This window comes from Streptomyces sp. NPDC050997, assembly GCF_040660135.1.
Classification (GTDB): Bacteria; Actinomycetota; Actinomycetes; order Streptomycetales; family Streptomycetaceae; genus Streptomyces.
Map to the genome: position 1 here is coordinate 1 of NZ_JBFAGK010000007.1, position 25793 is coordinate 25793.

General features: G+C 70.7%; 24 protein-coding genes and 3 pseudogenes. 19 read left to right on the forward strand and 8 right to left on the reverse strand.

Going from position 1 to position 25793, the window contains the following annotated elements:
• The 4 genes and pseudogenes from AB0H86_RS17520 to AB0H86_RS17535 all read left to right on the forward strand — a co-directional run.
• The coding region (locus tag AB0H86_RS17520) for an ATP-binding cassette domain-containing protein (protein WP_362438607.1) at positions 1-648 on the forward strand (648 nt) is incomplete at its 5' end.
• Position 649: 1 nt separating this feature from the next.
• Positions 650-772 (forward strand): annotated as a pseudogene (locus tag AB0H86_RS17525) (2-keto-myo-inositol dehydratase); the annotation flags it as partial.
• A gap of 141 nt (positions 773-913) precedes the next feature.
• Positions 914-1454: pseudogene (locus tag AB0H86_RS17530) on the forward strand (sugar phosphate isomerase/epimerase); the annotation flags it as partial.
• A 19-nt stretch (positions 1455-1473) separates the two neighbouring features.
• Complete coding sequence (locus AB0H86_RS17535) at positions 1474-2496, forward strand: Gfo/Idh/MocA family oxidoreductase (protein WP_362438610.1); 1023 nt, start codon at positions 1474-1476, stop codon at positions 2494-2496.
• Between the two features lie 124 nt (positions 2497-2620).
• On the opposite strand, the gene AB0H86_RS17540 is transcribed toward AB0H86_RS17535, so the two are convergent.
• The 4 genes and pseudogenes from AB0H86_RS17540 to AB0H86_RS17555 form a co-directional block, all read right to left on the reverse strand.
• Positions 2621-3643, reverse strand: a complete 1023-nt coding sequence (locus tag AB0H86_RS17540) for a Gfo/Idh/MocA family oxidoreductase (RefSeq protein ID WP_362438613.1) — start codon at positions 3641-3643, stop codon at positions 2621-2623.
• Complete coding sequence (locus AB0H86_RS17545) at positions 3640-4644, reverse strand: Gfo/Idh/MocA family oxidoreductase (RefSeq protein WP_362438616.1); 1005 nt, start codon at positions 4642-4644, stop codon at positions 3640-3642. Before AB0H86_RS17545 ends, AB0H86_RS17540 begins: the two co-directional genes overlap by 4 nt.
• 48 nt (positions 4645-4692) lie before the next feature.
• Positions 4693-4863 (reverse strand): annotated as a pseudogene (locus tag AB0H86_RS17550) (SDR family oxidoreductase); the annotation flags it as partial.
• 63 nt (positions 4864-4926) lie between these two features.
• Positions 4927-6093 (reverse strand): phytanoyl-CoA dioxygenase family protein, encoded by a 1167-nt coding sequence (locus tag AB0H86_RS17555; protein ID WP_362438619.1) that lies wholly within the window; start codon positions 6091-6093, stop codon positions 4927-4929.
• A 135-nt stretch (positions 6094-6228) separates the two neighbouring features.
• Here AB0H86_RS17555 and AB0H86_RS17560 point away from each other — a divergent pair, with 135 nt between their 5' ends.
• Positions 6229-7263 (forward strand): LacI family DNA-binding transcriptional regulator, encoded by a 1035-nt coding sequence (locus AB0H86_RS17560; RefSeq protein WP_362438622.1) that lies wholly within the window; start codon positions 6229-6231, stop codon positions 7261-7263.
• Between the two features lie 14 nt (positions 7264-7277).
• Here the strand turns inward: AB0H86_RS17560 and AB0H86_RS17565 are convergent, their stop codons facing one another.
• Together AB0H86_RS17565 and AB0H86_RS17570 are read right to left on the reverse strand one after the other, a co-directional pair.
• Positions 7278-7925 carry a hypothetical protein gene (locus tag AB0H86_RS17565; RefSeq protein ID WP_362438625.1) on the reverse strand — a complete coding sequence of 216 codons (648 nt, stop codon included), beginning with the start codon at positions 7923-7925 and terminating at the stop codon, positions 7278-7280.
• A 114-nt stretch (positions 7926-8039) separates the two neighbouring features.
• Positions 8040-9209, reverse strand: coding sequence for a Gfo/Idh/MocA family oxidoreductase (locus AB0H86_RS17570; RefSeq protein WP_362438628.1), 1170 nt, complete (start codon positions 9207-9209; stop codon positions 8040-8042).
• A 174-nt stretch (positions 9210-9383) separates the two neighbouring features.
• Between AB0H86_RS17570 and AB0H86_RS17575 the strand changes: the two genes are divergently transcribed.
• Positions 9384-10412, forward strand: coding sequence for a LacI family DNA-binding transcriptional regulator (locus AB0H86_RS17575; RefSeq protein WP_362438631.1), 1029 nt, complete (start codon positions 9384-9386; stop codon positions 10410-10412).
• Positions 10413-10495: 83 nt separating this feature from the next.
• On the opposite strand, the gene AB0H86_RS17580 is transcribed toward AB0H86_RS17575, so the two are convergent.
• Complete coding sequence (locus tag AB0H86_RS17580; RefSeq protein WP_362438634.1) at positions 10496-11977, reverse strand: MFS transporter; 1482 nt, start codon at positions 11975-11977, stop codon at positions 10496-10498.
• Between the two features lie 150 nt (positions 11978-12127).
• Here AB0H86_RS17580 and AB0H86_RS17585 point away from each other — a divergent pair, with 150 nt between their 5' ends.
• The 7 genes from AB0H86_RS17585 (at position 12128) to AB0H86_RS17615 (ending at position 18631) form a co-directional block, all read left to right on the forward strand.
• The gene (locus tag AB0H86_RS17585) at positions 12128-12661 is read left to right on the forward strand and encodes a MarR family transcriptional regulator (RefSeq protein WP_362438638.1); all 534 of its coding nucleotides are present in this window, start codon (positions 12128-12130) and stop codon (positions 12659-12661) included.
• Positions 12662-12793: 132 nt separating this feature from the next.
• Complete coding sequence (locus AB0H86_RS17590) at positions 12794-13444, forward strand: GntR family transcriptional regulator (protein WP_362438641.1); 651 nt, start codon at positions 12794-12796, stop codon at positions 13442-13444.
• Positions 13445-13608: 164 nt separating this feature from the next.
• Positions 13609-14361, forward strand: coding sequence for a PIG-L deacetylase family protein (locus tag AB0H86_RS17595; RefSeq protein WP_362438644.1), 753 nt, complete (start codon positions 13609-13611; stop codon positions 14359-14361).
• Positions 14362-14401: 40 nt separating this feature from the next.
• Positions 14402-15106 (forward strand): 4-carboxy-4-hydroxy-2-oxoadipate aldolase/oxaloacetate decarboxylase, encoded by a 705-nt coding sequence (locus AB0H86_RS17600; RefSeq protein WP_362438647.1) that lies wholly within the window; start codon positions 14402-14404, stop codon positions 15104-15106.
• Positions 15103-16215: a 4-oxalomesaconate tautomerase gene (locus tag AB0H86_RS17605; protein ID WP_362438650.1), complete on the forward strand. Its 1113-nt coding sequence runs from the start codon at positions 15103-15105 to the stop codon at positions 16213-16215. The genes AB0H86_RS17600 and AB0H86_RS17605 overlap by 4 nt, the downstream gene beginning before the upstream one ends.
• Positions 16212-17162, forward strand: a complete 951-nt coding sequence (locus tag AB0H86_RS17610) for a catechol 2,3-dioxygenase (RefSeq protein ID WP_362438653.1) — start codon at positions 16212-16214, stop codon at positions 17160-17162. Before AB0H86_RS17605 ends, AB0H86_RS17610 begins: the two co-directional genes overlap by 4 nt.
• A 140-nt stretch (positions 17163-17302) precedes the next feature.
• Positions 17303-18631: an aromatic acid/H+ symport family MFS transporter gene (locus tag AB0H86_RS17615; protein WP_362438656.1), complete on the forward strand. Its 1329-nt coding sequence runs from the start codon at positions 17303-17305 to the stop codon at positions 18629-18631.
• Positions 18632-18925: 294 nt separating this feature from the next.
• On the opposite strand, the gene AB0H86_RS17620 is transcribed toward AB0H86_RS17615, so the two are convergent.
• Positions 18926-19336: a cupin domain-containing protein gene (locus AB0H86_RS17620; protein ID WP_362438659.1), complete on the reverse strand. Its 411-nt coding sequence runs from the start codon at positions 19334-19336 to the stop codon at positions 18926-18928.
• 242 nt (positions 19337-19578) lie between these two features.
• On the opposite strand from AB0H86_RS17620, the gene AB0H86_RS17625 reads away from it, so the two are divergent.
• The 6 genes from AB0H86_RS17625 (at position 19579) to AB0H86_RS17650 (ending at position 25740) form a co-directional block, all read left to right on the forward strand.
• Positions 19579-20142: a carboxymuconolactone decarboxylase family protein gene (locus tag AB0H86_RS17625; protein WP_362439664.1), complete on the forward strand. Its 564-nt coding sequence runs from the start codon at positions 19579-19581 to the stop codon at positions 20140-20142.
• Positions 20139-21650 (forward strand): sugar ABC transporter ATP-binding protein, encoded by a 1512-nt coding sequence (locus tag AB0H86_RS17630; protein ID WP_362438661.1) that lies wholly within the window; start codon positions 20139-20141, stop codon positions 21648-21650. Before AB0H86_RS17625 ends, AB0H86_RS17630 begins: the two co-directional genes overlap by 4 nt.
• Complete coding sequence (locus AB0H86_RS17635; RefSeq protein ID WP_362438664.1) at positions 21647-22663, forward strand: ABC transporter permease; 1017 nt, start codon at positions 21647-21649, stop codon at positions 22661-22663. The genes AB0H86_RS17630 and AB0H86_RS17635 overlap by 4 nt, the downstream gene beginning before the upstream one ends.
• 52 nt (positions 22664-22715) lie before the next feature.
• Positions 22716-23684: a sugar ABC transporter substrate-binding protein gene (locus tag AB0H86_RS17640; protein ID WP_362438667.1), complete on the forward strand. Its 969-nt coding sequence runs from the start codon at positions 22716-22718 to the stop codon at positions 23682-23684.
• A 103-nt stretch (positions 23685-23787) separates the two neighbouring features.
• A complete protein-coding gene (locus AB0H86_RS17645; protein ID WP_362438670.1) occupies positions 23788-24699 on the forward strand; it encodes a LysR family transcriptional regulator in 912 nt (303 codons plus the stop codon).
• 123 nt (positions 24700-24822) lie between these two features.
• The gene (locus AB0H86_RS17650) at positions 24823-25740 is read left to right on the forward strand and encodes a VOC family protein (RefSeq protein WP_362438673.1); all 918 of its coding nucleotides are present in this window, start codon (positions 24823-24825) and stop codon (positions 25738-25740) included.
• Positions 25741-25793: the final 53 nt, after the last annotated feature.

The window sequence follows — 25793 nt, forward strand, 5'->3', positions numbered from 1 at the left end:
AAGGGCATCGCCACCGTCTACCAGGACCTCGCGACCGTCCCGCTGATGCCGGTGTGGCGCAACTTCTTCCTCGGCTCCGAGATGACCAAGGGCCCGTGGCCGATCCGGCGTCTCGACATCGAGGCGATGAAGAAGACCGCGGACCACGAGCTGCGTGAGATGGGCATCGTCCTCGACGACCTGGAACAGCCCATCGGGACCCTGTCGGGCGGCCAGCGGCAGTGTGTGGCCATCGCCCGCGCCGTCTACTTCGGCGCACGGGTCCTCATCCTCGATGAGCCGACGGCCGCCCTGGGTGTCAAGCAGTCCGGCGTGGTCCTGAAGTACATCGCCGCCGCCCGCGACCGCGGCCTCGGCGTCATCTTCATCACCCACAACCCGCACCACGCCTACATGGTCGGCGACCACTTCAGCGTCCTGCGTCTGGGCACCATGGAGCTGAACGCCTCCCGTGACGAGGTCAGCCTCGAGGAGCTCACCAACCACATGGCCGGCGGCGCCGAACTCGTGGCCCTCAAACACGAGTTGAGCACGGTCCGCGGCGTCGACGTCGAAGAACTCCCCGGAGAGGGCGACCTGACCGCCACCGCCACCGCCCCCGCCACCACCCCCACCCCCGCCACCACCTCCGGCGAGGGAAAGGCCTGAGATGGCTGCCTCGCTCGACCGGATCCGGGTCGGCTCGGCGCCCGACTCCTGGGGCGTCTGGTTCCCGGACGACCCGGGCCAGGTGCCTTGGGAACGCTTTCTGGACGAGGTCGCCGAGGCCGGCTGCCGAACACTTGCCCAGTGCTCCACCCTTCAGGGTGGAGGTGTTACCGGTCGGCGGTGGCCTGTGAAACAGGAACCCATGGTGGTACCGCGTAGCGGTACGGACCGGAATCTCCTGCCCTCGGGCAGGGGAGGGCGTCAATCCTGGATCGAACTGGGCCCGTACGGCTATCTGCCGACCGACCCGGCCCGTCTCACCGACGAGGTGGACAGACGGAACCTGAGGGTGTCCGCGGGAACGGTCTTCACCGGCCTGCACCGCGGCCCCTCGGTCTGGGAGTCGACCGAGGACCACGTCGAGCGGTTCCTCGACTCGACCGACTCCGAGTCTGGTCAACCTGTGCCTGGACACCGGGCACTACGCGTACTGCGGCGGCGACAGCGTCAAGCTGATCGAGGCGTACGGGGAGCGCATCGGCTACCTCCACCTCAAGCAGGTCGACCCGGCGGTCCTCGCCGACGTGGTCCGCGACGAGGTGCCGTTCGGGCCCGCCGTGCAGCGCGGGGTGATGTGCGAACCGCCGTCCGGAGTACCGGAGTTGGAGCCGGTACTGGTGGCCGCGCAGAGACTCGGAGTGGAACTGTTCGCGATCGTCGAGCAGGACATGTACCCGTGCGAACCGGACCGGCCGCTGCCGATCGCGGTGCGCACCCGTACGTTCCTGAGGTCCTGCGGCGCCTGACCATCCCGAAGGGACGACCATGACCCACCCTGGCCCGCTCGGAATCGCAGTCATCGGTACCGGAAGAATGGGCGCCGACCATGTGCGCCGGATCCAGCAGCTCACCAGCGGAGCCCGGGTGACCGCCGTCGTTGACGTCGACGCGGAACGGGCCAAGGCCGTCGCGGCCCCCGTCGACGGCTGCACCGCCTACACCGACCCGGCCGCCGCGATGGCGGCGGCGGACGTCGACGCCGTCCTGGTCGCCTCCCCCGGCCCCGCCCACGAGGCGGCCCTGCTGGCGGCCTTCGAGCGCGACCTGCCCGTCCTGTGCGAGAAGCCGCTCACCCCGGACGCGGCCTCCGCGGCGCGGGTCATGGAGGCGGAGGTGAGCCTGGGCCGACGCCGGGTCCAGGTCGGCTTCATGCGGCGCTACGACGCCGAGTACATGAAGCTCAAGTCCCTTCTGGGGACGGGGCAGTTGGGCCGCCCGCTGATGCTCCACAACCGGCATCGCAACGCGGCCAGTCCGCCCGGGTTCACCAGCGACATGCTCATCAGTGACTCCGTCGCGCACGAGACGGACGTGGCCCGCTGGCTGCTCGGGCATGAGATCACGGCGGTCACCGTGCTGCGTCCGCGGCCGTCGGCGAACGCGCCCGACGACCTGCAGGACCCCCAGTTCGTCGTGTTCGAAACCGACGGCGGCGCGATCGTCGATGTCGAGATGTTCGTCAACTGCGGCTTCGGCTACCAGGTCCAGGCCGAAATGGTCTGCGAACGCGGCACCGCACGCATCGGGGACGGCCACGCCATGGTCACCAACATGGCCGGCCGCTGGGGCGGCACGATCGCCCAGGACTTCACCGAACGCTTCGCCGACGCCTACGACCGCGAGATCCAGGCCTGGGTCGACGCCACCCGCCGCGGCGAGGTCACCGGCCCGAGCGTGTGGGACGGCTACGCGGCGGCCGCGGTGTGCGAGGCCGGGGTGCGGGCGCTGGAGGAGGGCGGCCGGGTCGAGGTGGAGCTGGTCGACCGGCCCGCGCTGTACCAGGAATGACGGGGCGTCGACTCTCCTGACGACTCGCTTGACGACAGACTCGCTTGACGACTTTCCTGACCGGGTGACGAAAGAGGGCCGGGGATTCCCCCGGCCCTCTTTCCGTGAGAATTCCCCGGAGCTCTCAGTTCGCGAGCGTGGTGCGCGGCCGCGGCTCGAACCCGGCCGCGCGGTAGCAGCCGTCGATCAGCGCCATCGTCGCGACCGCGTCGTCCGCGCCCAGCGGCAGCGCGGTGCCCTCGCGGACACCTGCCGCGAACGCCTCCAGCTGGTACGCGTACGACGACCGCGTGCCGAGTCGCTCGGTCCGCTCACCCTCCGCCGTCCGCACCACGACCCGGTCGTCCAGCTGTGGCAGCACGAAGTTCGGCGCGCTCGCCTCGCCCCGGGAACCGACGATCCGGCAGCTCATCTCCAGCCGGTCGTACGCCATGTGGCAGCGCGCCGACGCGGTCGCCCCGCCCGGGAACTCCAGCTCGGCGTCCAGCCACTCGTCGACTCCGGGCGCCCCCGCCCGCTCCCCGCCCCGCGCGGAGTCCAGCCGCGGCGCGCCGCCCGCCCAGGGGGCCAGCATCCGCACCGCGTGCAGGCTGTAGCAGCCCAGGTCCATCACGGCGCCACCGGCCAGGGGCAGCGACCAGCGGGGGTCCACGTCGTCCGGCGCGGGTATGGCGACCATGGTCTCCACCCGTCGCAGCTCCCCGAGTTCACCGCTCCGCAGGATCTCGTGCAGGCGCCGGGTGACGGGGTGGAAGAGGTAGTGGAAGCCCTCCATGAAGACGGTCCCGGCCTTCACCGCCGCCTCCCGGACCTCGGCCGCCTCCTCGGCGTTGCTCGCCGACGGCTTCTCCGTCAGGACGTGCTTGCCCGCCGCGAGGGCGGCCAGGTTCCACGGGCCGTGCAGGCCGTTGGCGAGCGGGTTGTAGACGACGTCGATCTCGGGGTCGGCGAGCAGTTCGGCGTAGGAGTCCGCCACCCGTTCCACACCGTGGGCCGTCGCGAAGGCCTTGGCACGGGACCGGTCGCGGGCGGCTACCGCGACCAGGCGGTGGCCGGTCGCCCGGGCCGGGTCCACCAGGGAGCGTTCGGTGATGCGTGCCGCGCCCAGTACTCCGATGCGCAGCGGTTCTGGGCCCGTTCCGCTCATGCCTGCCGTACCTCCTGGATGGTGACGGGACGGTGTTCGTGCAGCGACAGGGTGCACGCGTCGGCGATCCAGCCGGCCTCCAGGGCGTCCTCGATCGTGCACGGGGAGGGCCGGGTGCCGGCCACGACCTCGGTGAACGCGGTGAGTTCGGCACGGTAGGCGGCGGTGAAGCGGTCCATGAAGAAGTCGTGCGGGGTGCCCGCCGGGAAGGTCACGCCCGGCTCGACCGAACGCAGCGGCAGCTTGTCCTCCAGGCCGACGGCGATGGAGTCCGTGAAACCGTGGATCTCCATGCGGACGTCGTAACCCCGGGCGTTGTGGCGGGAGTTGGAGACCACCGCGATGGTGCCGTCGTCCAGGGTGAGGATCGCGCCGGTGGTGTCGGCGTCGCCCGCCTCCTTGATGTAGTCGGCGCCCCGGTTGCCGCCGACCGCGTACACCTCGGTCACCTCCCGGCCGGTCACCCAGCGGATGATGTCGAAGTCGTGCACCGAGCAGTCCCGGAAGATGCCCCCGGAGGCGGCGATGTACGCGGGCGGCGGCGGCGCCGGGTCCAGCGTGGTCGACCGGACGGTGTGCAGCTTGCCCAGCTCACCGCCCTGCACGGCGGCCCGGGCGGCGACGAACCCGACGTCGAAGCGGCGGTTGTAGCCGATCTGGATCGGCACGTCCGCGCCCTGGACGGCCTTGAGTACCTCGACGCCCTCGCGCATGGTCTTCGCGACGGGCTTCTCGCAGAACACGGGCACGCCCGCCTCGACGGCGGCCAGGATCAGCGCGGGGTGGGCGTCGGTGGCCGCCGCCACGACGATGCCGTCCACCCCGGCCGCCAGCACGGCCTCGGGGGAGTCCGCGACCTCGCCGCCGAACCGTTCGGCGGCGGACTTGGCGGCGTCCGCGAACGGGTCGGCCAGGACGAGCGACTCGACCGCGTCGAGTCCGGAGAGGGTTTCGGCGTGGAAGGCGCCGATACGGCCGAGGCCGAGGATTCCGATACGCATGAGGGTGTTGCTCCTTGGGTGCGGGTTCTTACGAGCGGAGGGGGAAGGTCAGTCGAGGCCGCCGAGGACGTTCTGGTCCCAGTCGATCACCGAACCGGTGACGACTCCGGACCGTTCCGACAGCAGGAAGACGACGAAGTCGGCGATCTCGTCGGGCCGGCCGAGCTTGCCCATCGGCAGCCGGGCGGCGGCCTCCGCGCGCCAGTCGTCGCCCGCGCCCTGGCTGCCGCCGTTGACGAGGACGACCTTGTCGTCGAGAAGTCCCATGAGTTCCGGGCCCCTTCAGCTTTCGCGCCGTACGGCGCCGGCCCGCAACTCGTCGCGCAGCGCACGCGGGGTCCATCCCTGCTCCAGTGCCCGTCGTACGACGTCCGCCTGGGAGGGCGGGGCCAGACCGTGGACCGGCGGGTCGCTGTCGAGGTTGGTGGGGAACGGGTAGCCCTCGGCGCTCGCCGCGATCACCCGCTCCAGCCACTCCTCGCCCACACCGTCGGCCAGACGCCGGCGCAGCACCGGGAACACCGCGTTGGCCACCGCCTCCCGGTCCACCGTCTCCATCGCCCGGCCGAAGGCCGAGGACACCTGGAGCAGGTTGGCCACCCGCCGTACGTCCAGCGTGTGGTTGGTGCCTGCGGCGTGGAACAGCGCCGGGTTGAAGAAGACGGCGTCGCCCTTCGCCAGCGGGAGCTGGACGTGGTGCGCCTTGAAGTGCGCCTGGAAATCCGGGAGTCGCCAGGCGAGGTAGCCGGGCTCGAAGGTCTGCGAGTACGGCAGGTACAGCGTCGGGCCCGACTCCACGGGCATGTCACAGTGCGCCACCGCGCCCTGCAGCGTGAGCATGGGCGAGAGGCGGTGCACATGCCCGGGATAGGCGGCGGCCGCCTCGTTGGAGAGGAACCCCAGGTGGTAGTCGCGGTGCACGGTCTGCGCGGCGCCCCCCGGATTGACGACGTTGACCTGTGAGGTCACCTGGTAGCCCGGGCCCAGCCAGGCGGTCGAGACCAGCGCCAGGATGTCGTTGGCGTAGTAGTCGGCGAACGCCTCCGGGTCGTAGAGGGCCGCCTTCTCCAGCGCGTTCCACACCCGGTCGTTGGCGCCCGGCGCGGCGAAGTGGTCGCCCGCGTCTGCGCCCGAGGCGCGCTGCTCGGTGATCAGGGCGTCGAAGACACCGGTGAGCCGGTCGACGACGGCCGGGTCCGGGAAGGCGGACCGGAAGACGACGATGCCGGGGCCGTCCGTGAGGGCGTGGACCAGCTCGGCCCGCACCTCACGGGTCGCGCCGGCCGCGCGCAGCCGCTCACTGTCGTAGACGAGGACGTTGTCCTCCACGGCCGAGGCGTGCGGATGGTCGGCGAGGTCCGTCGTGCGCTCGACGAGTGCGCGGAAGACGTCGAGATCACAGTCCTGCTCGGTCAGCCAGGCCCGCTGCTGAGCGGCGGTGAGGGACATCGTCGTCCTACTTTCGGTCACGGGATGCGACACGGATCCGGTCGCGAGGGGGCGACGCGGCTCTGTCATTGTTGTCAGTACAAACCCCTCGAACAACCAGCAGTGGGCCATCAAAAATCCCTCAAGGAGCCGTCCGTGGGCCACCCCTTCCCGATCCGGGAGATCGCACGTCAGGCGGGCCTGAGCGAGGCCACCGTCGACCGGGTCCTGAACGGGCGGGGCGGGGTGCGGGAGAGCACCGAACGCGAGGTCCGCCAGGCCATCGAGGACCTGGACAGGCAGCGCACCCAGGTCCGCCTGGTCGGCCGCACCTTCATGATCGACATCGTGATGCAGACTCCGGAGCGGTTCTCCACCGCCGTACAGGCCGCCCTGGAGGCCGAGTTGCCGTCCCTGCACCCGGCGGTCGTGCGCTCGCGCTTCCACTTCCGGGAGACCGGCCCCGTGGAGGAACTGACCAGGACCCTGGACCGGATCGCCCGACGCGGTTCGCAGGGAGTGGTGCTCAAGGCACCGGACGTCCCCGGGGTCGCCGCCGCCGTCAGCCGGCTCGCGGAGGCGGGCATCCCCGTCGTCACCCTCGTCACCGACCTGCCCTCCTCGGCACGCCTCGCCTACGTCGGCATCGACAACCGGGCCGCCGGAGCGACCGCCGCCTACCTCATGGGCCAGTGGCTCGGCGACCGCCCCGGCAATGTGCTCACCAGCCTCAGCAGCGGCTTCTTCCGCAACGAGGAGGAGCGCGAGATGGGTTTCCGCGGCGCGATGCGTGCCCGGCACCCGGAGCGCACCCTGGTCGAGATCGCCGAGGGGCAGGGGCTGGACGCCACCCAGTACGACCTGGTCCGGGCCGCGCTGCGGCGCGACCCGGACATCCGCGCCGTCTACTCGATCGGCGGCGGCAACATCGCCACCCTGCGGGCCTTCGACGACCTGGACCGCGAGTGCGCGGTCTTCGTGGCACACGACCTCGACCACGACAACACCCGCCTGCTGCGCGAGCAACGCCTGTCCGCCGTCCTCCACCACGACCTGCGCCAGGACATGCGCGAGGCCTGCCACATCGTGATGCGCGCCCATGACGCCCTGCCGCCGGCCGGCCCGACACTGCCGTCGGCGATCCAGGTGGTCACGCCGTACAACATGCCGCCGCAGGCGACGGCCGGGTGACGCGCGGCCGTCGCTCAGTGCGTCGGCACCGGTGATCCGGCGCTGCGGCAGAGGGAGATGCCCAGCGCCAGCAGCCAGTAGCTGAGGACGGCTCCCATCAGCGCGGTGGTGCCCCAGCCGTTCGCCGCGTAGAAGTCGGCCGGGGTGTTGCCGAAGAACAGGGACGGCACGAAGGCCACGTTGATCCCCGCGAGGACGTACGCCGACCGGCCGGTCCAGCGTGGCAGCAGCCGGGTACGGGAGACGGCGTACCCGAACGCGGTCAGGAACAGCGCCAGCATCAGCCGGGAGATCGACCCGTACAGGATGTAGGTGCCGCTGACGTCGATCGTCGGGTCGATCGGGCGGTCGGCCGCGATGACCGCGCCCGCCTCCAGACCGCTGGAGACGAGGGTGACCGTCGCGTAGACCAGCCCGGTGGCGAAGGCCATCGAGCCGACCCACTCGTGGGCGGGACTCACCCGCTTCACCAGTTCACGGAAGGCCGTCATGAACACCACCAGGGACGCCAACCCTACGATCCCCAGCAGCAGCCTGGTCAGGACGTTCGCGTCCGGTGGCGGGCCCGAGTAGACGAAGTACAGCGGTACTTCGACGATCAGGGCGGCGGCCGCGGTGATGCCCGCGAGGCCCGTCAGGCGCCTGGCGATGGTTTCGTTCATGGGTTCCCCCGGGAGTCGGTGAGGCGGATCCGCCGGCGGGTGTGCCGACGTATCGAAGCCTGCCGTCCCCGGGGCCCGCCGTCGCTGGGCCTGAGAACCGGATCGGGGGTGGCCCTAGGGACACTCTCCCGGGTGTACGTCCACCCACGTCCGGCTCTCGGCGGACCGTGCCATGGCGTCCACTACGGCGGCACTGTGCACGGCGTCCGTGAGTGTGGCCCCGTGCGAGGTGCCCTCGGCGATCGACCGGAGGAAGCGGTACGCCTCCACGACCTTCAGGTCGTCGTAGCCCATCGCGTTGGCGGCTCCGGGCTGGAACGCGCCGAACTCGCCGTCGCCCGGGCCGACGTACACCGTGCTGACCGGCTGGTCCTGGTAGTGGCCGCCGCGGCTGACGCCGAGTTCGTTCATCCGGCGGAAGTCCCAGAACACCGCGCCCTTGGTGCCGTGCACCTCGAAGCCGTAGTTGTTCTGTTCGCCGACCGAGACCCGGCAGGCCTCCAGCACGCCGCGGGCGCCGGAGGCGAAGCGCAGCAGACAGTTGACGTAGTCCTCGTTCTCCACGGGGCCGAGTTCGCCGCCGGAGGCACGGCTGTGACCGGCGGTGACACCGGTGGGACGGGCGCGTTCCGGTACGAAGATCGCCGTGTCGGCGGTGAGGGAGGTGATGTCGCCGAGCAGATGGCGGGCCAGGTCGGCGCCGTGCGAGGCCAGGTCGCCCAGCACTCCGCTGCCGCCGCGCTCCCGCTCGTACCGCCAGCTGAGCGCCCCCTCGGGATGCGCCGCGTAGTCGCTGAACAGCCGGACGCGGACATGGGTGACCGTGCCGATGTCACCGGAGGCGATCAGCGACCGGGCCGTCTCGACGGCGGGCGCGTTGCGGTAGTTGAAGCCGACCGCGCCCCGGACGCCCGCCCCGGTGACCGCGTCGGCCACCGCCCGGGCGTCCGCCACGGAGAGGCCGACCGGCTTCTCGATCCAGATGTGCTTGCCTGCCTCGGCCATCGCCACACCGATCTCGCGGTGCAGGAAGTTCGGGGCGGTGATGCTGACCGCCTGGACGCGCGGATCGGCGGCGACCTCTCGCCAGTCGCGGGTCGTCGAGGCGAAGCCGAACTGCGCGGCGGCCTCCTCGGCCCGGCCGGGCGCCTCCTCGGCGACGGTCACCAGCTCCGGGCGCAGCCCGAGCCGCGGGTAGTGGTGCGGGACCCGGGTGTACGCCTGGGTGTGCACCCGGCCCATCCAGCCGAACCCGACGACGGCGACACCGAGCGCATCCACCATGAGCCCCTCTTTGGACCGGTCCATTCCTTGCCCGACCCACCCTGGGCGGCACTCCAGCAGGTGTCAAGCCCCTTCGCGTGCCCATCACCTGCCCATAGCCTGCTCATCGCCCGCCCTTCGTCCGCCCTTCGTCCGCCTTTGACAAGGCCGACGGGCCATGGAACGGTCCAGGACATGAGACAGCCGACGATCCGGGACGTGGCCGAGCGGGCCGGTGTCTCCAAGTCGCTGGTCTCGCTGGTGCTGCGCGGCTCCGAGCAGGTACGGCCGGAGCGCCGGGAGGCCGTGCTGCGGGCCGTCCGCGAACTCGGCTACCGCCCGAACGCCGCCGCCCGCAGCCTCAGCGAGCAGCGCACACGGACGGTGGGCGTGCTCCTGAACGACCTGCGCAACCCCTGGTTCGTCGACCTCCTCGACGGCCTGAACTCGCTGCTGCACGACCATGGCCTGCACATGCTGCTGGGCGACGCCCGCCTCAACCGCCGCACCGGCCAGGACCTCGCCCGGCCCTTCCTCGACCTCCAGGTCGACGGCCTGGTCGTGGTCGGCACCCTCCCCGACCCGGCCGCGCTCGGGCCGGTCGCCGCCCGCATGCCGGTCGTCGTCGCGGGCGCCCGTGAGCCGGTGCCGGCCGGGGTTGACGTCGTCGCCGGCGACGACGAGCGGGGCGCCCGACTGATCACCGAGCACCTCATCGCGCTCGGCCACCGCCGCATCGCGCACCTCGCGGGCTACGGCGCCGTCGGCGAGCTGCGCCGACGCAGCTTCGAGGCGGTGATGCGCGCCCACGGCCCGGCCGGCCAGGCGCCCGTCGAGGCCGGCGACATGACGGAGGAGGGCGGCTTCCGCGCGACCGTCCGGCTGCTGAGCCGACGCGAACGTCCGACCGCGATCGTTGCCGTCAACGACATCGCCGCCGTCGGCGCGCTGTCGGCCGCCGAGGAACTGGGCCTGCGCGTCCCCGAGGACCTGTCCGTCACGGGCTACGACAACACGAGCATCTCCCGGCTGCGCCACCTGTGGCTCACCACGGTCGACAACGCCGGCCACGAGGTCGGCCGACGCGCCGCCCGCTGTCTGCTGGACCGCTTCGACGGGACCGGGGGAGCGGGCCGGACCCATCTGGCCGCGCCGACCCTGGAGATCCGCGGAACGACGGCACCGCCGCGGACGGGCGTGCCGGACCCCGCGTCCGCGACCTGATTCGATACGCACGTCGGGCGACGACGCCGGGCGGCCTCCCTCGGTGAGGGAGGCCGCCCGGCGTCCGGTCAGGTGCGTCGGTGTCAGGCCTTGGCCGCGGTGACCTCCACGGACTGCGCCGGGCCGTCCGTGGGCGCGGTTTCCCCGGCCGGGCGCTGCTTCGGGATGAGGGAGGCGACGGCGAAGGCCAGCAGGGCGGCGCCGGCGCCGATGGCCATGACCACCTTGAACCCGTTCTCTGAAGGCAGGGCGTAGCCGCCGAAGTCCGTGGTCATCTGGGCCATGATGACGCCGGCGATGGCGCTGGCGAAGGACGTGCCCAGGGACCGCATCAGGGTGTTGAGGCTGTTGGCGGCACCCGTCTGGGACGGGTCCACGGCGCCCATGATCAGGGCGGGCAGGGCGCCGTAGGTGAAGCCGATACCGGCGCCGATGAAGCAGGAGACCAGGATGAGGTGCCAGACCTCGCTCATCAGGAGGATGTTCAGGCCGTAGCCCGCCGCGACGATCAGCGCGCCGATCAGCAGGGTGACCTTGGGGCCCTTGGCCTTGGTGATCCGGGCGGACACGGCGGACATGACCATCATCACCAGGCCCTGCGGGGCGAGCACCAGGCCGACGGTCAGCATCGACCTGCCCAGGCCGTAGCCGGTCTGCTCGGGCAGTTGCAGCAGCTGGGGCAGGACCAGGGACATCGCGAACATCGAGAAGCCGAGGGCGATCGAGGCGAGGTTGGTGAAGAGCACCTGGGGCTTGGCGGTGGTGCGCAGGTCGACCAGTGGCTGCTCGGCCTTGAGCTCCCACCGGCCCCAGGCCGTCAGGATCACGACGGCGGCGACACCCAGGCCCAGCGTCGTACCCGAGGTCCAGCCCCAGTCGGCGCCCTTGGACACGGCGAGCAGCAGCGACACCAGACCGGCCGACAGCCCGAGCGAGCCGACGAGGTCGAAGCGGCCGCCGACGCGGCCCGGCGACTCGGGAACGAACATCACGACGAGGAGGAGGGAGACGACGCCGAGGGCGGCGGAGGTCCAGAAGAGGATGTGCCAGTCCCAGTTGTCCGCGATGAACGCGGCGGTGGGCAGACCGAGCGCACCACCGACGCCGAGCGAGGCGCTCATCACCGCCGTCGAGCCGGCGAGCCTGTCGGAGGGGACCGTGTCCCGCAGGATGCTGATGCCCAGCGGCACCACGGCGGCCGACAGGCCCTGCAGGGCGCGGCCGACGATCATCGGGACAAGGGAGTCGGCGAGCGCGCAGACCAGCGAGCCGGACACCAGCAGCAGGATGCTGACCATCAGCATGCGCCGCTTGCCGACCATGTCACCGAGCCGGCCGACGACCGGGGTGGCGACGGCGGCGGCGAGCAGGGTGGCGGTGACCGCCCAGGCGGTGTCGGACGCCGGGGCGTCCAGGAGTTTGGGCAGCTCCGGGACGATCGGGATGACCAGGGTCTGCATCAGCGAGACGACGATTCCGGCCAGGGCCAGTACCGCCACCACGGCGTTCGCCTTCGGCGGGGCGGACTTCCCCGCTCCGGCGGGTGGGGCAAGGGCGTCGGACATGGCGGGGCCTCCATCAGGGATACGGGGGAGTGTGGTTGCTTGACTTAGGCAAGCATAAGCGTGTTACTTAAGTCAAGCAACCATTTCCTGTCCGTGCGGAGCGCCTGGCGATGGCCTCCGTGCGGGCGCCCATCAACTGAAGGTGATCGCATGACGGCAGAGCCACCCACGGCGGCACCCGCCCCTGCACCCGCCCTCACGCCCGCACCCGTCCGCACGACCGTCGCCGAGATCGAGGGCGCCCTCACGCGCGTCGCCTATCTGGCCGGCCGCGCCCGCCAGCATGAGCGCCTGATGGCGGTGGCGGGGCTGGCGCTGGACCGGGCGGCCGTGTCCATCCTGCGGCACATCGGTGAGAGTGAACCGCAGCGTCCGGGGGTGCTGGCGGTCCGGCTGTCGGTGGAGGCCTCCCATGTCACCCGGCAGATAAGGGAGTTGGAGCGGGGAGGGTATGTGGTCCGGGTCCCCGACCCGGAGGACCGGCGGGCTCGGCGCGTCCAGCTCACGGAGGCCGGCATGGCGGCGGTCGAGCGCATACGGGAGGTCAGTCGCCGAGGCATGGGGATGGCTCTGGCCGGATGGTCCGACGAGGACCTCGGACAACTCGCCACGCTCTTCCGCCGGCTCGTCCATGACTTCGTCGCCCACGCCGAGGACCAACTGGAGGTCCCGCCCGTCTCGTGAGGGGAGAATCCCGGTGGACGATCCATGCCTGCGACACCGACGAACTGTGCCCGCGATACAGCGGACAAAATTGTTGACAATCTTGTCTGGCTAGATTTAGGTTCGACAGGCACTCACTCAGAGAGGGCGCACATGCCGAAAGAAGCCCGTCCGAGCACCGGAGAGCAAGCCAAACAGCATGCGCTCGCGCAGCTGCGGCAGGCGATCCTGCACGGCGACATGGCACCGGCGCAGCGGCTGGTGGAGAACGAACTCGCCGAGCAGTTCGGTGTGACACGGGCAAGCATCCGTGCGGCACTGATCGATCTGGAGGCCCAGGGTCTCGTCGAGCGGATCCGCAACCGTGGCTCGCGGGTGCGGGTGGTGACCGTGGAGGAAGCGGTCGCCATCACCGAGTGCCGCATGGTCCTCGAAGGGCTGTGCGCGGCGAAGGTGGCCACCCTGGCCGACGACGACCAACTGGCCGAACTGACGGACCTGGGTACGGCGATGACCAAGGCCGTGGCCGACGGCGAGCCCGTGACCTACTCCGACCTCAACCACGAACTGCACACCAGGATCCGGGAGTTCTCCGGTCAGCGGACGGCCCTGGAGCTGCTGGAGCGGCTCAACGCCCAACTGGTCCGCCACCGCTTCCAGTTGGCCCTGAGGCCGGGACGTCCGCAGCAGTCCCTGAGTGAGCATCTGGCAATGATCGAGGCGATCAGGTCCAGAGACCCCCAGGCGGCCGAGACGGCCGTCCGTGCCCACCTCACCAGCGTGATCGAGGCGCTGCGCGGCTGAGCCGCGCGAGGCGGGCGCACACCTGTCACCCCGGCGAGTGAGCCGAAGGGGCGCACCGGTGGCGAACGCGTGACCGCGCCGCGGCCCGAAGGGCCGGGCACGGTACGGGGCTCGACACTGGACGCCCCGGAGGCGAACCGCCCGAACAGAGAGCGATTCGAGCAATGACGCACGCAGGCGCCGCGCCCGCCACCCCACGATCGACACTCGTCATCACCGCGCACGCCGGGGACTTCGTGTGGCGGGCCGGCGGAGCCATCGCCCTGGCCGCCTCCCGCGGGGAGAAGGTCACCATCGCCTGCCTGACCTTCGGCGAGCGGGGCGAGTCCGCCAAAGCCTGGCGCGAGGGCAGGCAGTTGGACGAGATCAAGGCGATACGCCGGGACGAGGCCGAGCGTGCCGCCGCGACCCTCGGTGCCGAGGTCCGCTTCTTCGACGCCGGCGACTATCCCCTCGTGGCCACCGCCGAGCTGACCGACCGGCTCGTCGGCGTCCACCGGGAGACCCAGCCCGACATCGTGCTCACCCACCCGGTCGAGGACCCGTACAACTGCGACCACCCGGCAGCCAACCGCATGGCGCTGGAGTCCCGGATCCTCGCCCAGGCCATCGGCTACCCGGGGGAGGGCGAGATCATCGGCGCCCCGCCGGTCTTCTACTTCGAGCCGCACCAGCCCGAGATGAGCGGATTCAGGCCCGAGGTCCTGCTCGACATCACCGAGGTGTGGGACACCAAGCGCAAGGCGATGGAGTGCCTCGGCGCCCAGCAGCACCTGTGGGAGTACTACACCGACCTCGCCGTGCGCCGGGGCGTCCAGCTCAAGCGCAACGCCGGCCCCAACCTGGGGCTGACCCACAAGACGATGGCCGAGGCGTACATGCGTCCGTACCCGCAGATCGCGAAGGAGCTGGCGTGAGCGAGCTGAGGTCCGGCGGAGCTCGGCAGAAGGAGGAAGCATGAGCGGCGTGATCGTCACCAACCCGCCGAAGGCGGACGCGAAGGACGTCGAGGCGCTCGCCGGGTTCGGCGTGGCCACCGTCAGCGAGGCGCTGGGCCGAACCGGCCTGCTCGGCCCGGAGATCCGTCCCGTCCAGCAGGGCGTACGGGTCGCCGGCACCGCGGTCACCGTGCTGAGCTGGCCCGGCGACAACCTCATGATCCACGCGGCCGTGGAGCAGTGCGGCGAGGGCGACCTCCTGGTCGTCACCACCACCTCCCCGTGCACGGACGGCCTGTTCGGCGAGCTGTTCGCGACCGCCCTTCAACAGCGCGGTGTGCGTGGCATCGTCATCAACACGGGCATCCGCGACACCCAGGAGCTGCGGGAGATGGGCTTCGCCGCCTGGTCCCGGGCGGTCTCCTCGCAGGGCACGGTCAAGGCCACCGGTGGGTCGGTCAACGTACCGATCGCCATCGACGGTCAGGTGATCCATCCGGGCGACGTGATCCTCGCCGACGACGACGGTGTCGTGGTCGTACCGCGTGCGCGTGCCCGCGAGACGGTCGAGAGGTCCGAGGCCCGTGAGGCCAAGGAGGCCGCCACCCGCGCCGCCTTCATCGACGGTCAACTCGGTCTGGACCGCTACGGGTTGAGGGACACTCTGAAGAACCTCGGCGTCGAGTACAAGACGTACGAGGACTACGCGGGGGAGCGGCCGTGACCCCCGTGCCGGAGGAGGTGCCCTGTCTGCTGATGCGGGGCGGCACCTCCAAGGGTGCCTACTTCCTCGCCGACGACCTCCCCGCCGAACCGGCGCCGCGTGACGCGCTGTTGCTGCGCATCATGGGCAGCCCGGACGAGCGGCAGATCGACGGCCTGGGCGGCGCGCACCCGCTCACCAGCAAGGTGGCCGTGGTCGCTCCCTCGGCCGACCCGGAGGCCGACGTCGACTATCTGTTCCTCCAAGTCGGCGTCGACAAGCCCGAGGTGAGTGACCGTCAGAACTGCGGGAACCTCCTCGCCGGCATCGGCCCGTTCGCCGTCGAGCGCGGGCTCGTGCCGGCGGGGGAGGAGCGGACCTCCGTCCGTATCCGCATGGTCAACACCGGTGACCACGCCACGGCGACCTTCCCGACCCCCGGCGGCCGGGTGCGCTACACCGGGGACGCCGAGATCTCCGGCGTGCCCGGGACGGCCGCGCCGGTGGTGATCGAGTTCCCGCCCGGTGCCGGGACGTTGCTGCCCACCGGCAACGTCCGGGACGAGATCGACGGCACGCCGGTGACCTGCGTGGACAACGGCATGCCGACGGTCCTCGTCGTGGCCGCCGCGCTCAAGGTCTCCGGCTATGAGCCGCCCGCCGAACTGGAGGCCGACCAGGAACTGGCCGGCCGGCTGCGCGCGATCCGTCTGGAGGCGGGCCGGCTGATGGGCCTCGGTGACGTCTCGAACGCCACCGTGCCCAAGCTCACCCTGCTCGCCCCGCCCCGCGAGGGAGGCGCGATCACCACCCGCACCTTCATTCCGGTGCGCTGCCACCCGTCGATCGGAGTGCTGGGCGCGGCGAGTGTGGCGGCCGGTCTGCGCATCGACGGCAGCGTGGGCGCGGACCTCGCGGCACTCGACGCCCACAGCGACCGTGTTCGCATCGAACATCCCACCGGATTCCTGGACGTGGAGAGCAGCCTCGGGACCACCCCCGCCGGCCTGCCCACCGCCGGCCGTACCGCCGTGGTCCGCACCGCCCGCAAGATCTTCGACGGTGTCGTCTTCCCCCGGTCCGCCGAGACGGCACCGATTCCCCCGCAACCCCAAGGAGGCCAAGGATGACTCCGCCGCTCGGCGACATCGCCCATATCGGCCACGCCCAGTTGTTCACCCCGGACCTGGACGCCAGCGTCGCCTTCTTCACCGACTATCTCGGGCTCACCGTCAACGGCCGGGACGGCGACACGGTCTACCTGCGGACCTTCGACGACTACGAGCGCCACAGCCTGGTGCTCACCGCCCGCGATCAGCCGGGCCTCGGCCGGCTCGCCCTGCGCACCTCCAGCGAGGCGGCCCTGGAACGCCGTGTCAGGGCGGTCGAGGAGGCGGGCGGCACCGGCCACTGGGTCGAGGACGAGCCGGGCCTCGGCAAGCTGTACGTCACCACCGACCCGGACGGCCACGAGCACGCCCTGTACTGGGAGAGCGAGCACTACCGGGCCCCCGAGGAGCTCAGGCCCGCCCTGAAGAACCAGCCGCAGGCCAAGCCCAACCGGGGTGTGGGGGTACGGCGCCTGGACCACATCAACTTCCTCGCCGCCGACGTGCTCGCCAACTCCGAGTTCCAGCAGAACGTGCTGGGCGCCCGGCCCACCGAGCAGATCCTGCTGGACACGGGCACGGTCGCGGCGCGCTGGCTGACGTACACGAACAAGTCGTACGACGTCGTCTACACCTCGGACTGGACCGGCAGCGCCGGGAGGCTGCACCACATCGCCTTCGCGACCGACACCCGCGAGGACATCCTGCGCGCGGCCGACCTCGCCATCGACAGCGGCGTGTTCATCGAGACGGGCCCGCACAAGCACGCCATCCAGCAGACGTTCTTCCTCTACGTCTACGAGCCCGGCGGCAACCGTATCGAGCTGTGCAACCCGCTCACGCGACTCGTCCTGGCCCCCGACTGGCCGCTGATCACCTGGACCGAGGAGGAGCGGAAGAAGGGGCAGGCCTGGGGCCTGAAGACCATCGAGTCCTTCCACACGCACGGGACGCCTCCGGTCGCGTAACGCCACGTGACGCCTGACGCCTGACGCCTGATACCTCGGCCGAACTCAATTGTCGATGAGATTGTTGACAAAAACGTTGACGGATCTCTGCGTGGGTCTCTAGCGTCAGGGCACCCCGCCCGCACGAGAGGAATACAAGGATGTCCTCCTCCCCCGCTCTGTCCGCCCGCGGCAGCAGACTGGCCCTTCTGGCCGTCGGCCTGTGCTGGCTGGCCGTGCTCTTCGACGGCCTCGATATGTTCATCTATGGCTCGGTGCTGCCGCACCTGCTGGAGACGAAGACCTTCGGCCTCACCCCGGACACCGCCGGCGACCTCGGCAGCTACGCCACCTTCGGCATGCTGGTCGGCGCCCTGACCGCCGGCACGATCGCCGACCGGGTCGGCCGCAAGAAGCTGATGGTCGCCTCCGTGACTCTCTTCTCGCTGGCCTCCGGCCTGTGCGCGATCGCGGACGGCGTGGCGGTCTTCGGCCTCGGCCGGACCCTGGCCGGCGTCGGCCTCGGCGGTCTGCTGCCCACCGCGATCAGCATGGTCTCCGACTACGCCCCGCGCGGCCGCGGCGCCATCGTCATCGGCCTGCTGATGACCGCGCACCACGCGGGCGGCATCCTCTCCGCCTATGTGGCCAAGTGGCTCATCGACCCGGTCGGCTGGCGCGCCGCGTTCTGGGTCTGCGTGCTGCCGCTGCTCTTCGCCCCCGTGCTCGCCAGGTTCCTGCCCGAGTCGCTGAGCTTCCTGGTCGCCAAGGGCCGTACCGACGAGGCCCGCGCGCTGGCCGACCGCTACGACGTCGAGCTTCCGGCCGCGAAGCCCGGCAAGCAGGGCTCGGCCGACCGCTGGACCAACCTGGTCAACCTCTTCCGCGGCGGCGAGTGGATCCAGACCCTGCTGTACTGGCTGGCCTCCTTCGGCGGTCTCCTGCTGGTCTACGGCGTCGCCACCTGGCTGCCCACCTTGATGCGGGCCGAGGGCTACGAGCTGGGATCGGCCCTGTCCTTCGTGGTCGTCTTCAACCTCGGCGGCATCGTGGGCATGCTGGTCGCCGGCCGGGCCGCGGACGCCTTCGGGGCCCCGCGCATCTCGGCGATCTGGTTCGCCCTGACCGCCGCCGGCGTGTCCCTGCTCAGCGTGCACATGCCGATGAGCGTGACGATGATCGTCGTCTTCCTGACGGGCGTGTTCCTCAACAGCGCCCAGACGATGATCTACGCGACGGTGTCGATCCGCTCCAACGCCGACAACCGCGCCACCGCCGTCGGGTGGACCTCCGGGATGGGCCGCTTCGGCGCCGTCTTCGGCCCGTGGCTCGGCGGCCAGTTGCTCGCCGCGGGCAACGGCGACTGGGGCTTCACCGCCTTCGCGCTCGCCGGAGTGTCGTCCATGGTCTTCATCGGCATCGCCGCGATACGCGGTGCCAGACAGACCCCGAAGGACGGCGCCGACCAGGAACTCGTCAGCGCTCACTGAGCACCAGGGCCGTTCTGATGGGTCTCCGTGGGAGAAGGAGCGGCGTTCGGTGCGTGCGATCGGCGTGCGGCGTGGAGGGTCATGTGGCGGAGCCACCTGGCCCTTCGCGCCGTGCGGTTGGGGGTCCCCCCACGCCCTTGGGCAGTGGGGGAGGGCGTGCCGGGCGTCGCGACGCCGCGGAGACCCATCAGAACGGCCCTAGGTGCGCGCTGCCCGAGGGGAGCGAGGGCGAACGCCGGTCACCGTGGCGGACGCGGAGCCGGCGTTCGGTGGGTCGGAGGACCGCGCCGGTGTTCAGTCCTTGCCCATCTGGTCCTCGGCGGACAGGTGTTCCACCGTTTCACCGGTCTCCGTGAAGGTCCGCGTCACATGGCCCGAGGAGTACACCCACAGAATGCGCAGCGGAGTGTCGCCGATGTTCCGGAAGAGATGAGGAACGGGCGACGGAACGTAGGTGGTGTCGAACCGCTCCAGCTTCGTCACCTCGCCGTCGACCCACACCTCCGCCTCGCCGTCGAGGATCGTCACGTGCTCGTCGCAGTTGTGCGAGTGCAACGGCGCCCCGGAGCCGACCGGGTACACGCTCATCCCGCTGGTGATCCTGTTCTCCCCGCCGGCCGACGACGTGGTGACCAGCGGTGTCGAGACGACGGCTCCGCCGCGGTCGAGCGGCGGTACCGACGCGACCTTGATGATGGTGGCCATCCGGGGGTCCTCTCAGTTCTTCCGGTTTCCCGATACTGCGTCGGTCGACGTTAGGTCGCGCGCCCGTGAATGGGTGCCCTCCGGCGTGCAGCTTTACCTTGCGTTTCGGGAGGGGTGAGCTTCTCGAACCCGGCTGTACCGTCGGCTCGCACCGCACGGCTTGTGGACCCGTGCCGGACACGCGCCGGAAAGAAAAGGCAGGTATCGGCCAGATGAGGCTCCCCGTTCTCAGCGAAGAGGAAATGGACCCGCGGCAGCAGGAGTTGGCCGCCCGCATCGCCGGGCGCCGCGGCGCTGTCCGAGGCCCCTTCCGGGTCTGGCTGCACAGCCCGGAGATGTGCGAACGGGCGGAGTCCCTCGGCGCCTTCGCCCGCTTCGACTGCAGCCTCCCCGAGCATCTGCGCGAGCTCACGCTGCTGATGGCAGCCCGGAACTGGGACGCGCAGTACTCCTGGAACGCGCATGTGCACCAGGCGATCGAGGCCGGTGTCCCGGAGGCCGCCGTCAAGGCCATCGCCGAGAAGCGCGAGGCGGTCTTCGACAACGAGGCGGACCAGGCCTTCTACCGGTTCTGCCGAGAGATCCTCGACGAGCACTTCGTCACCGACGAGACCTTCGCGGCCGCCCTGGCGCACTTCGGGTCCAAGGGCCTGGTCGACACCATCGGCGCGCTCGGCAACTTCACCATGCTCGGCATGTGCCTGAACACCTTCCAGGTGGACCTGCAGGCCGACCGGGAACCCCCGTTCCCGGACATCCGCGGCTACGGGCGAGTCGTCCCCGACAGCGACGGACCGCGGCCGTGACACCCCGGTCCGACCGGGCCCCCGCGCCCGTGGTCCGGGTCCGGGGCATCACCAAGAGCTTCGGCGGAGCCGCCGCGCTCAAGGGCGTGGATCTCGACCTGTACCCGGGCGAGATCCACGCGCTGATGGGCATGAACGGCGCCGGCAAGTCGACTCTGGTGCAGGTGCTTTCGGGGGTGCGGCACGCCGACGGCGGCACGATCGAGGTGAGTGGGCAGGCACACTCCGGGCTGACCGTGCGCAAGGCCCGCAGGCTCGGCATCGCGTGCGTGCCGCAGCGCCGGGAACTGGCGATGGGGCTGACCGTCGCCGAGAACGTCATGCTCGGCGACCTGCCCACCCGGGGCCGCGCGGTGCGTTGGCGGGCCGTCCGGGACGAGGCCCGCGCGGCACTGTCCGGCCTCGGCATCGACATCGACGTGGAACGCGTCGCGGGCACCCTCACCGTCGCCGAACAGACCATGGTCGAGGTGGCCCGCGAGGTCCGCCGCGGCGGACGGATCCTGATCCTCGACGAGCCGACCGCCTGCCTCAGCGCCGACGACGCCGGCCGCATCCGCTCCCTGGTGCGGACCCTGCGGGACGACGGGGTCGCCGTCGTCTACATATCGCACTACATCGACGAGGTCATGGCGCTCGCCGACCGCCTCACCGTCCTGCGCGACGGGGCAGTGGTGACCAGCGCCACGGCCGCCGAGATGGACCCCGCCTCGCTGGTGCGCTCCATGGTCGGCCGGGATGTCGTCTCGCGGCGGCCCGAACGGCCCGCCCCGAAGGACGACAGCGGCCTGTCCGTGCGCGGCCTGAGTCACGGCCGGGCCATCCAGGACTTCACCGTCGATGTGCGCAAGGGCGAGATCGTCGCCGTCCTCGGCCCCGCGGGTGACGCCCAGTCACGGCTGTTCGACCTGCTCTGCGGGCGACGGCGCCCGGACGCGGGGGAGTTGCGCGTCGACGGCCGGAGCGTGCCCTTCGGCAAGGTCCCCGCCTCTCTCGCCAGCGGTCTGCGCTGCGTCACCGGCGACCGCCGCACCCTCGGCCTGGTCCAGGGCATGACCCTCGACGAGAACCTGATGCTGGCCGGTGACCGCTTCGCCCGCCGCAGGCTGCACCGCCGTACCGAACTCGCCCGTCGCGCCGCCCCGTTGCGTGCCGGCTACGGCGTCGTCGCCCTCACCGGGAACCCGCCCGTGGGCGCGCTGTCCGGCGGCAACCAGCAGAAGGTCCTGCTCGGCAAGTGGCTGGAGACCGAGCCCGTGGCCTGCTTCCTCGAGGACCCCACCAACGGTGTCGACGTCGCCGCCATGGCCGACATCCACACCCTGGTCGACGACCTCGCCTCGCGCGGTGTGGCCGTCCTGCTCGCCTCCTCCTCCGCCGAGGAGGTCATGCGGCTCGCCGACCGGGTCGTCGTCGTCAGCGCCGGCCGCACGGTCGCCGAACACGACATCACCGCCATCACCCGCGACGAGCTCGTCGCCACCGCACTCGGAGGTCAGCCGCAGTGAGCCTCAAGACCCCCTCCGCCACCCCGGACATCGCGGCCGGCCCGCCCGAGCGCCCCGCGTCCCGGCTGTCGCCCCGTGCCCTGCTGCGGGCCCCGCACGGCGGTCTGATCGTGGTCCTCGTCCTGGTCGCGCTGTTCACCGCCGCCCAGGCGGAGTCCTTCACCAGTTCACAGAACCTGCTCAACGTGCTGCGGCAGATCAGCGTCACCGCCGTCATCGCGGCCGGACTGACCCTGCTGATGACCGCGGGCGGCATGGACTTCTCCATGGGCAGCAACGCCGCCGTCACCGTGTCGGTGGGCGCGACCCTGCTGCACGACGGCCGCTCCACACTCGTGACCGTGGTCCTCACGCTGCTGCTGGCCACCCTGATCGGTCTGGTCAACGGCCTGGTCGTGACCTTCACCCAGGTCGCCCCCTTCGTCGCCACCCTCGCCTCCGCGATGCTCCTCGACGGGGTCGCCCTGCTGGTCCTCGACGGCGAGTCGATCACCATCGGCCGGCGGATGTGGGCCCTCGGCAACGACAAGCTGTTCGGCATCCCCTACCTGTGCGTCGTCGCGATCCTCGTGCTCGCCGCGATCGGGCTGGCGATGCGGTTCAGCACCTTCGGCCGGGACGCCTTCGCGATGGGCGGCAACGAGCACGTGGCCCGCCTCAGCGGCATCAACGTCTTGGGCCGCAAACTCGCCCTGTACGCCCTCGCCGGCGCCCTCGCCGGTCTGGCCGGACTGATGCTGCTGTCCCGGCTCGGCGCCGCCGCCCCCAACACGGGCGGCTTGCAACTCCAGTTGACCGCCGTCGCCGCGGTGGTCATCGGCGGCACCTCGCTGGCCGGCGGCCACGGCACCGTCGTGGGAACCGTCCTCGGCGTGGTGCTGCTCGGCGTCGTCGCCAACGCGCTCAACCTGCTCCAGGTCAACAGCTACTACCAGTACGTCGTGACCGGCGCGGTACTGCTCGTCGCGGCGATCATCAACGAGTTTCAGCGGAAGTCAGCGCCGGGGCGATAGGGCCGTACGGACACCACACCTTCTCTTCAACGACGCAGGAAAGGTCAACCCCATGAAGTCCACCGCCCGCGCCCGCGGTTACGCCGCGGCCTCGCTCGTCGGCACGGCCGCCCTGGTGCTCTCCGGATGCGGCACCGCGAACGACGGGGCGGGGGCCGCCGACGGCTCGGTCAGCCTCGGGTTCGTCAACGGCGCCAACACCAACTTCCACCAGTGTCTGCTCAAGTCCGTCGAGCAGTCGGCCAAGGCGGACGGTGCCACGGTCTACTCGGCCAACTCCAAGCAGGACGCCGGTACCGAACTGTCCAACATCGAGGACATGATCGCCCGGAACGTGGACGCCCTGATCGTCCAGACCGTCAACGTCGACGCCCTCGAAGGCGACATAGCCAAGGCCAAGAGCGCGGGCATCCCGATCTACCTGACCTCCGTCGCCACCTCCGACATGTCGGACGTCCTCGGTGCCGCCGTCGTCGACCTCAAGAAGGTGGGCGCGCTGGACGCCGGCTGGATCGAGAAGGACGCGGCCGGCAAGAACGTAAAGGTCGGCATCGTCGCGGGCGCCCCCGGTGCCGCGTCCGACCTGCTGGTCGCCGGCTTCCAGAACGCGCTGCCGTCGACCGCGAAGGTGGTGGCGAACCAGCCCGGCATGTTCAACCCGGCCAAGGCGCAGGACGTCGCCGAGAACATGATCCAGGCTCAGCCCGGCCTGGACTACGCCTTCGTCGCCAACGAGGAGATGGCCTTCGCCGTCCGTAAGGCCTTCGACGCGGCCGGCGCCGAGGACGTCAAGATCGTCACCGTCAACGGCACCAAGGACGGGCTGGCGGCCGTCAAGAGCGGCCGGCTGTCGGCCACGGTGGCGAACTCGGCGATGACCATCGGGCAGACGGCGGTGAAGAACACCCTCGGCCTGCTGGACAAGGACAAGGCCAAGACGGTTGACAAGATTGCCAACATTCCTCTTGTCTTGGTCACCGAGGACAACGTGAGCGACGCACCCCAGTACTGCCCCGCGTAGCGAGCCGCACCGGGAAACGGTGCCTGCCCCGCCGCGTCCGAGCCGCATCCGCGCCCCCGCTCCCGTGCTGCGCGTGAGCGGGCGGGAGCCCCCGGAGGAAAACATGGATCGACTGCTCCTCATGCACAGCTTCGTCACCGTCGCGCAGGTAGGCAGCTTCAGCGGAGCCGCCAAGAAGCTGGGCTCCTCCGGCTCGCTGGTGTCACGGCACGTCGCCGAACTGGAACGACAGGTGGGGGTCCGCCTGGTCAATCGCACGGCCCGTTCCGTCAGCCTCACCGAACCGGGTCAGCGATACGCCGAATTCGCCGCGCGCATTCTCGACGAGATCGACGCCGAGGACGCCGGAATCGCGCAGCTGCACGACCGTGCCGAAGGCACACTGAGCATCATCTGCCCCAAATGGATAGGCAGTCTGGATCTCGGCGACGCCATCGCCGCGTTCTCCGCCGCCCATCCGAAAATCCAGGTCCGTTTCGAACTCGGAGGCATGTCCGACCGGACGTACGACTTCCTGGACAGCGGGTTCGACATCGCCTTCCACACCAGGGACCTGCGGGACTCCAGCGTCCGCCTGAAGAAGATCTCCTCACTGCCGTTCGTGCTGTGCGCCTCGAAGTCGTACATCGACCGGCACGGCGCCCTCGCCCACCCGAACGACCTCGCCACCCACGACTGCCTGGTGCACGTGAACGACCCGGTCTGGCGCATCGGCCACGGACACGCGAGCACCCTGCACAAGATCCGCAACATCGCGTTCTCGTCCAACTCCTACATCGCCCTGCAGAAGGCGGCCGTCCACGGCCGGGGCATCGCCCTGCTCCCGCAGCGTCCGGTCTACGACGACCTGGTCTCCGGCGCCCTCCAGGCCCTGCTCCCCGAACTGGCCGTCCCCGACCGCCCCTTGTACGCGATCTACGGACCCGGGCAGGACACCCCGCGCAAGGTCAGCGTGTTCCTCGCCTTCCTCGCCGAGTGGTTCTCGCAGAATCCCATTCCCGCGATCCGGCCGTAAGGGATTCCCTGAGACCGTCCCTGACCCGCAAGAAACGATTGCGAACCTCGTAGAGCTCGGGACGTTGAGGCTCTCGGTCTGAGAAACCTACGCTCACCAGGGCGACCCGGAAACGAGGAATCCATGGGAATCCAGAGAATCGAATCGGTCACCTACGGCATCGACGACCTCGCCGAATGCGTCCGGTTCTTCGACGACTTCGGGCTGTTCCCCGTGGAGCGGACCGACGAGCACGCGGTGTTCGAGACACGCACCGGCCAGACCCTCCACCTCGACACCCGGCCGCATCCCTCGCTGCCGCCCCCGGTGGAGGACGGCCCCACCCTGCGCGAGGTCGTGTGGGGCGTCGACACACCTGAGGAACTGCGGCGGCTGGCGGCCGCGGCCGGCACGGACCGCGAGGTCCGCGAGAGCGCCGACGGTGTCTTCCACACCGTGGACGAGACCGGCTTCGGCGTCGGACTGACCCTGGCCCGGCCGAGGCCGGCGCCGGTCACCGCGCGGCCCGCCAACGCGCTCGGCGACGTCAACCGCTGGAACACCGCACTGGAGCCGATCGAGCGGGCCCACCCGCTGCGGATGTGCCATGTCGCCCTCAACATCCCGAAGCCGGGCAAGGACCAGGCCGTCGCCTTCTACACCGACCGTCTCGGATTCCGGCCCACCGACGTGGTCGAGCCCATGGGCGTCTTCATGCAGGCTCCGGGCGACGACGACCAGCACACCATGCTGCTGTGCCACCGGCCAGACCGGGCCGGGATCAACCACATCGCCTACGAGGTCCCCGGCTTCGACGACGTGATCGAGGGCGGCAACCACATGATCGAGAAGGGCTGGCGGGAGGCGCGCAGACTCGGCCGCCACACCATCGGCTCCAACGTCTTCCGCTTCCTGCACGCCCCGTGCGGCGGCCGTGTCGAGTACGCCGCCGACATGGACCGGGTCGACGACAGCTACGAGACCCGCGTCCACGAGACCACCCCGCCCCACCACATCTGGGCCCTGCGCACCAACCGCGACCAGGACGCCTCCGCTTCCTGAACTCAGCCTCAGCCCCGCCCTGCTTCGCCCGCCAGCCTGAGAGGCACCCACCC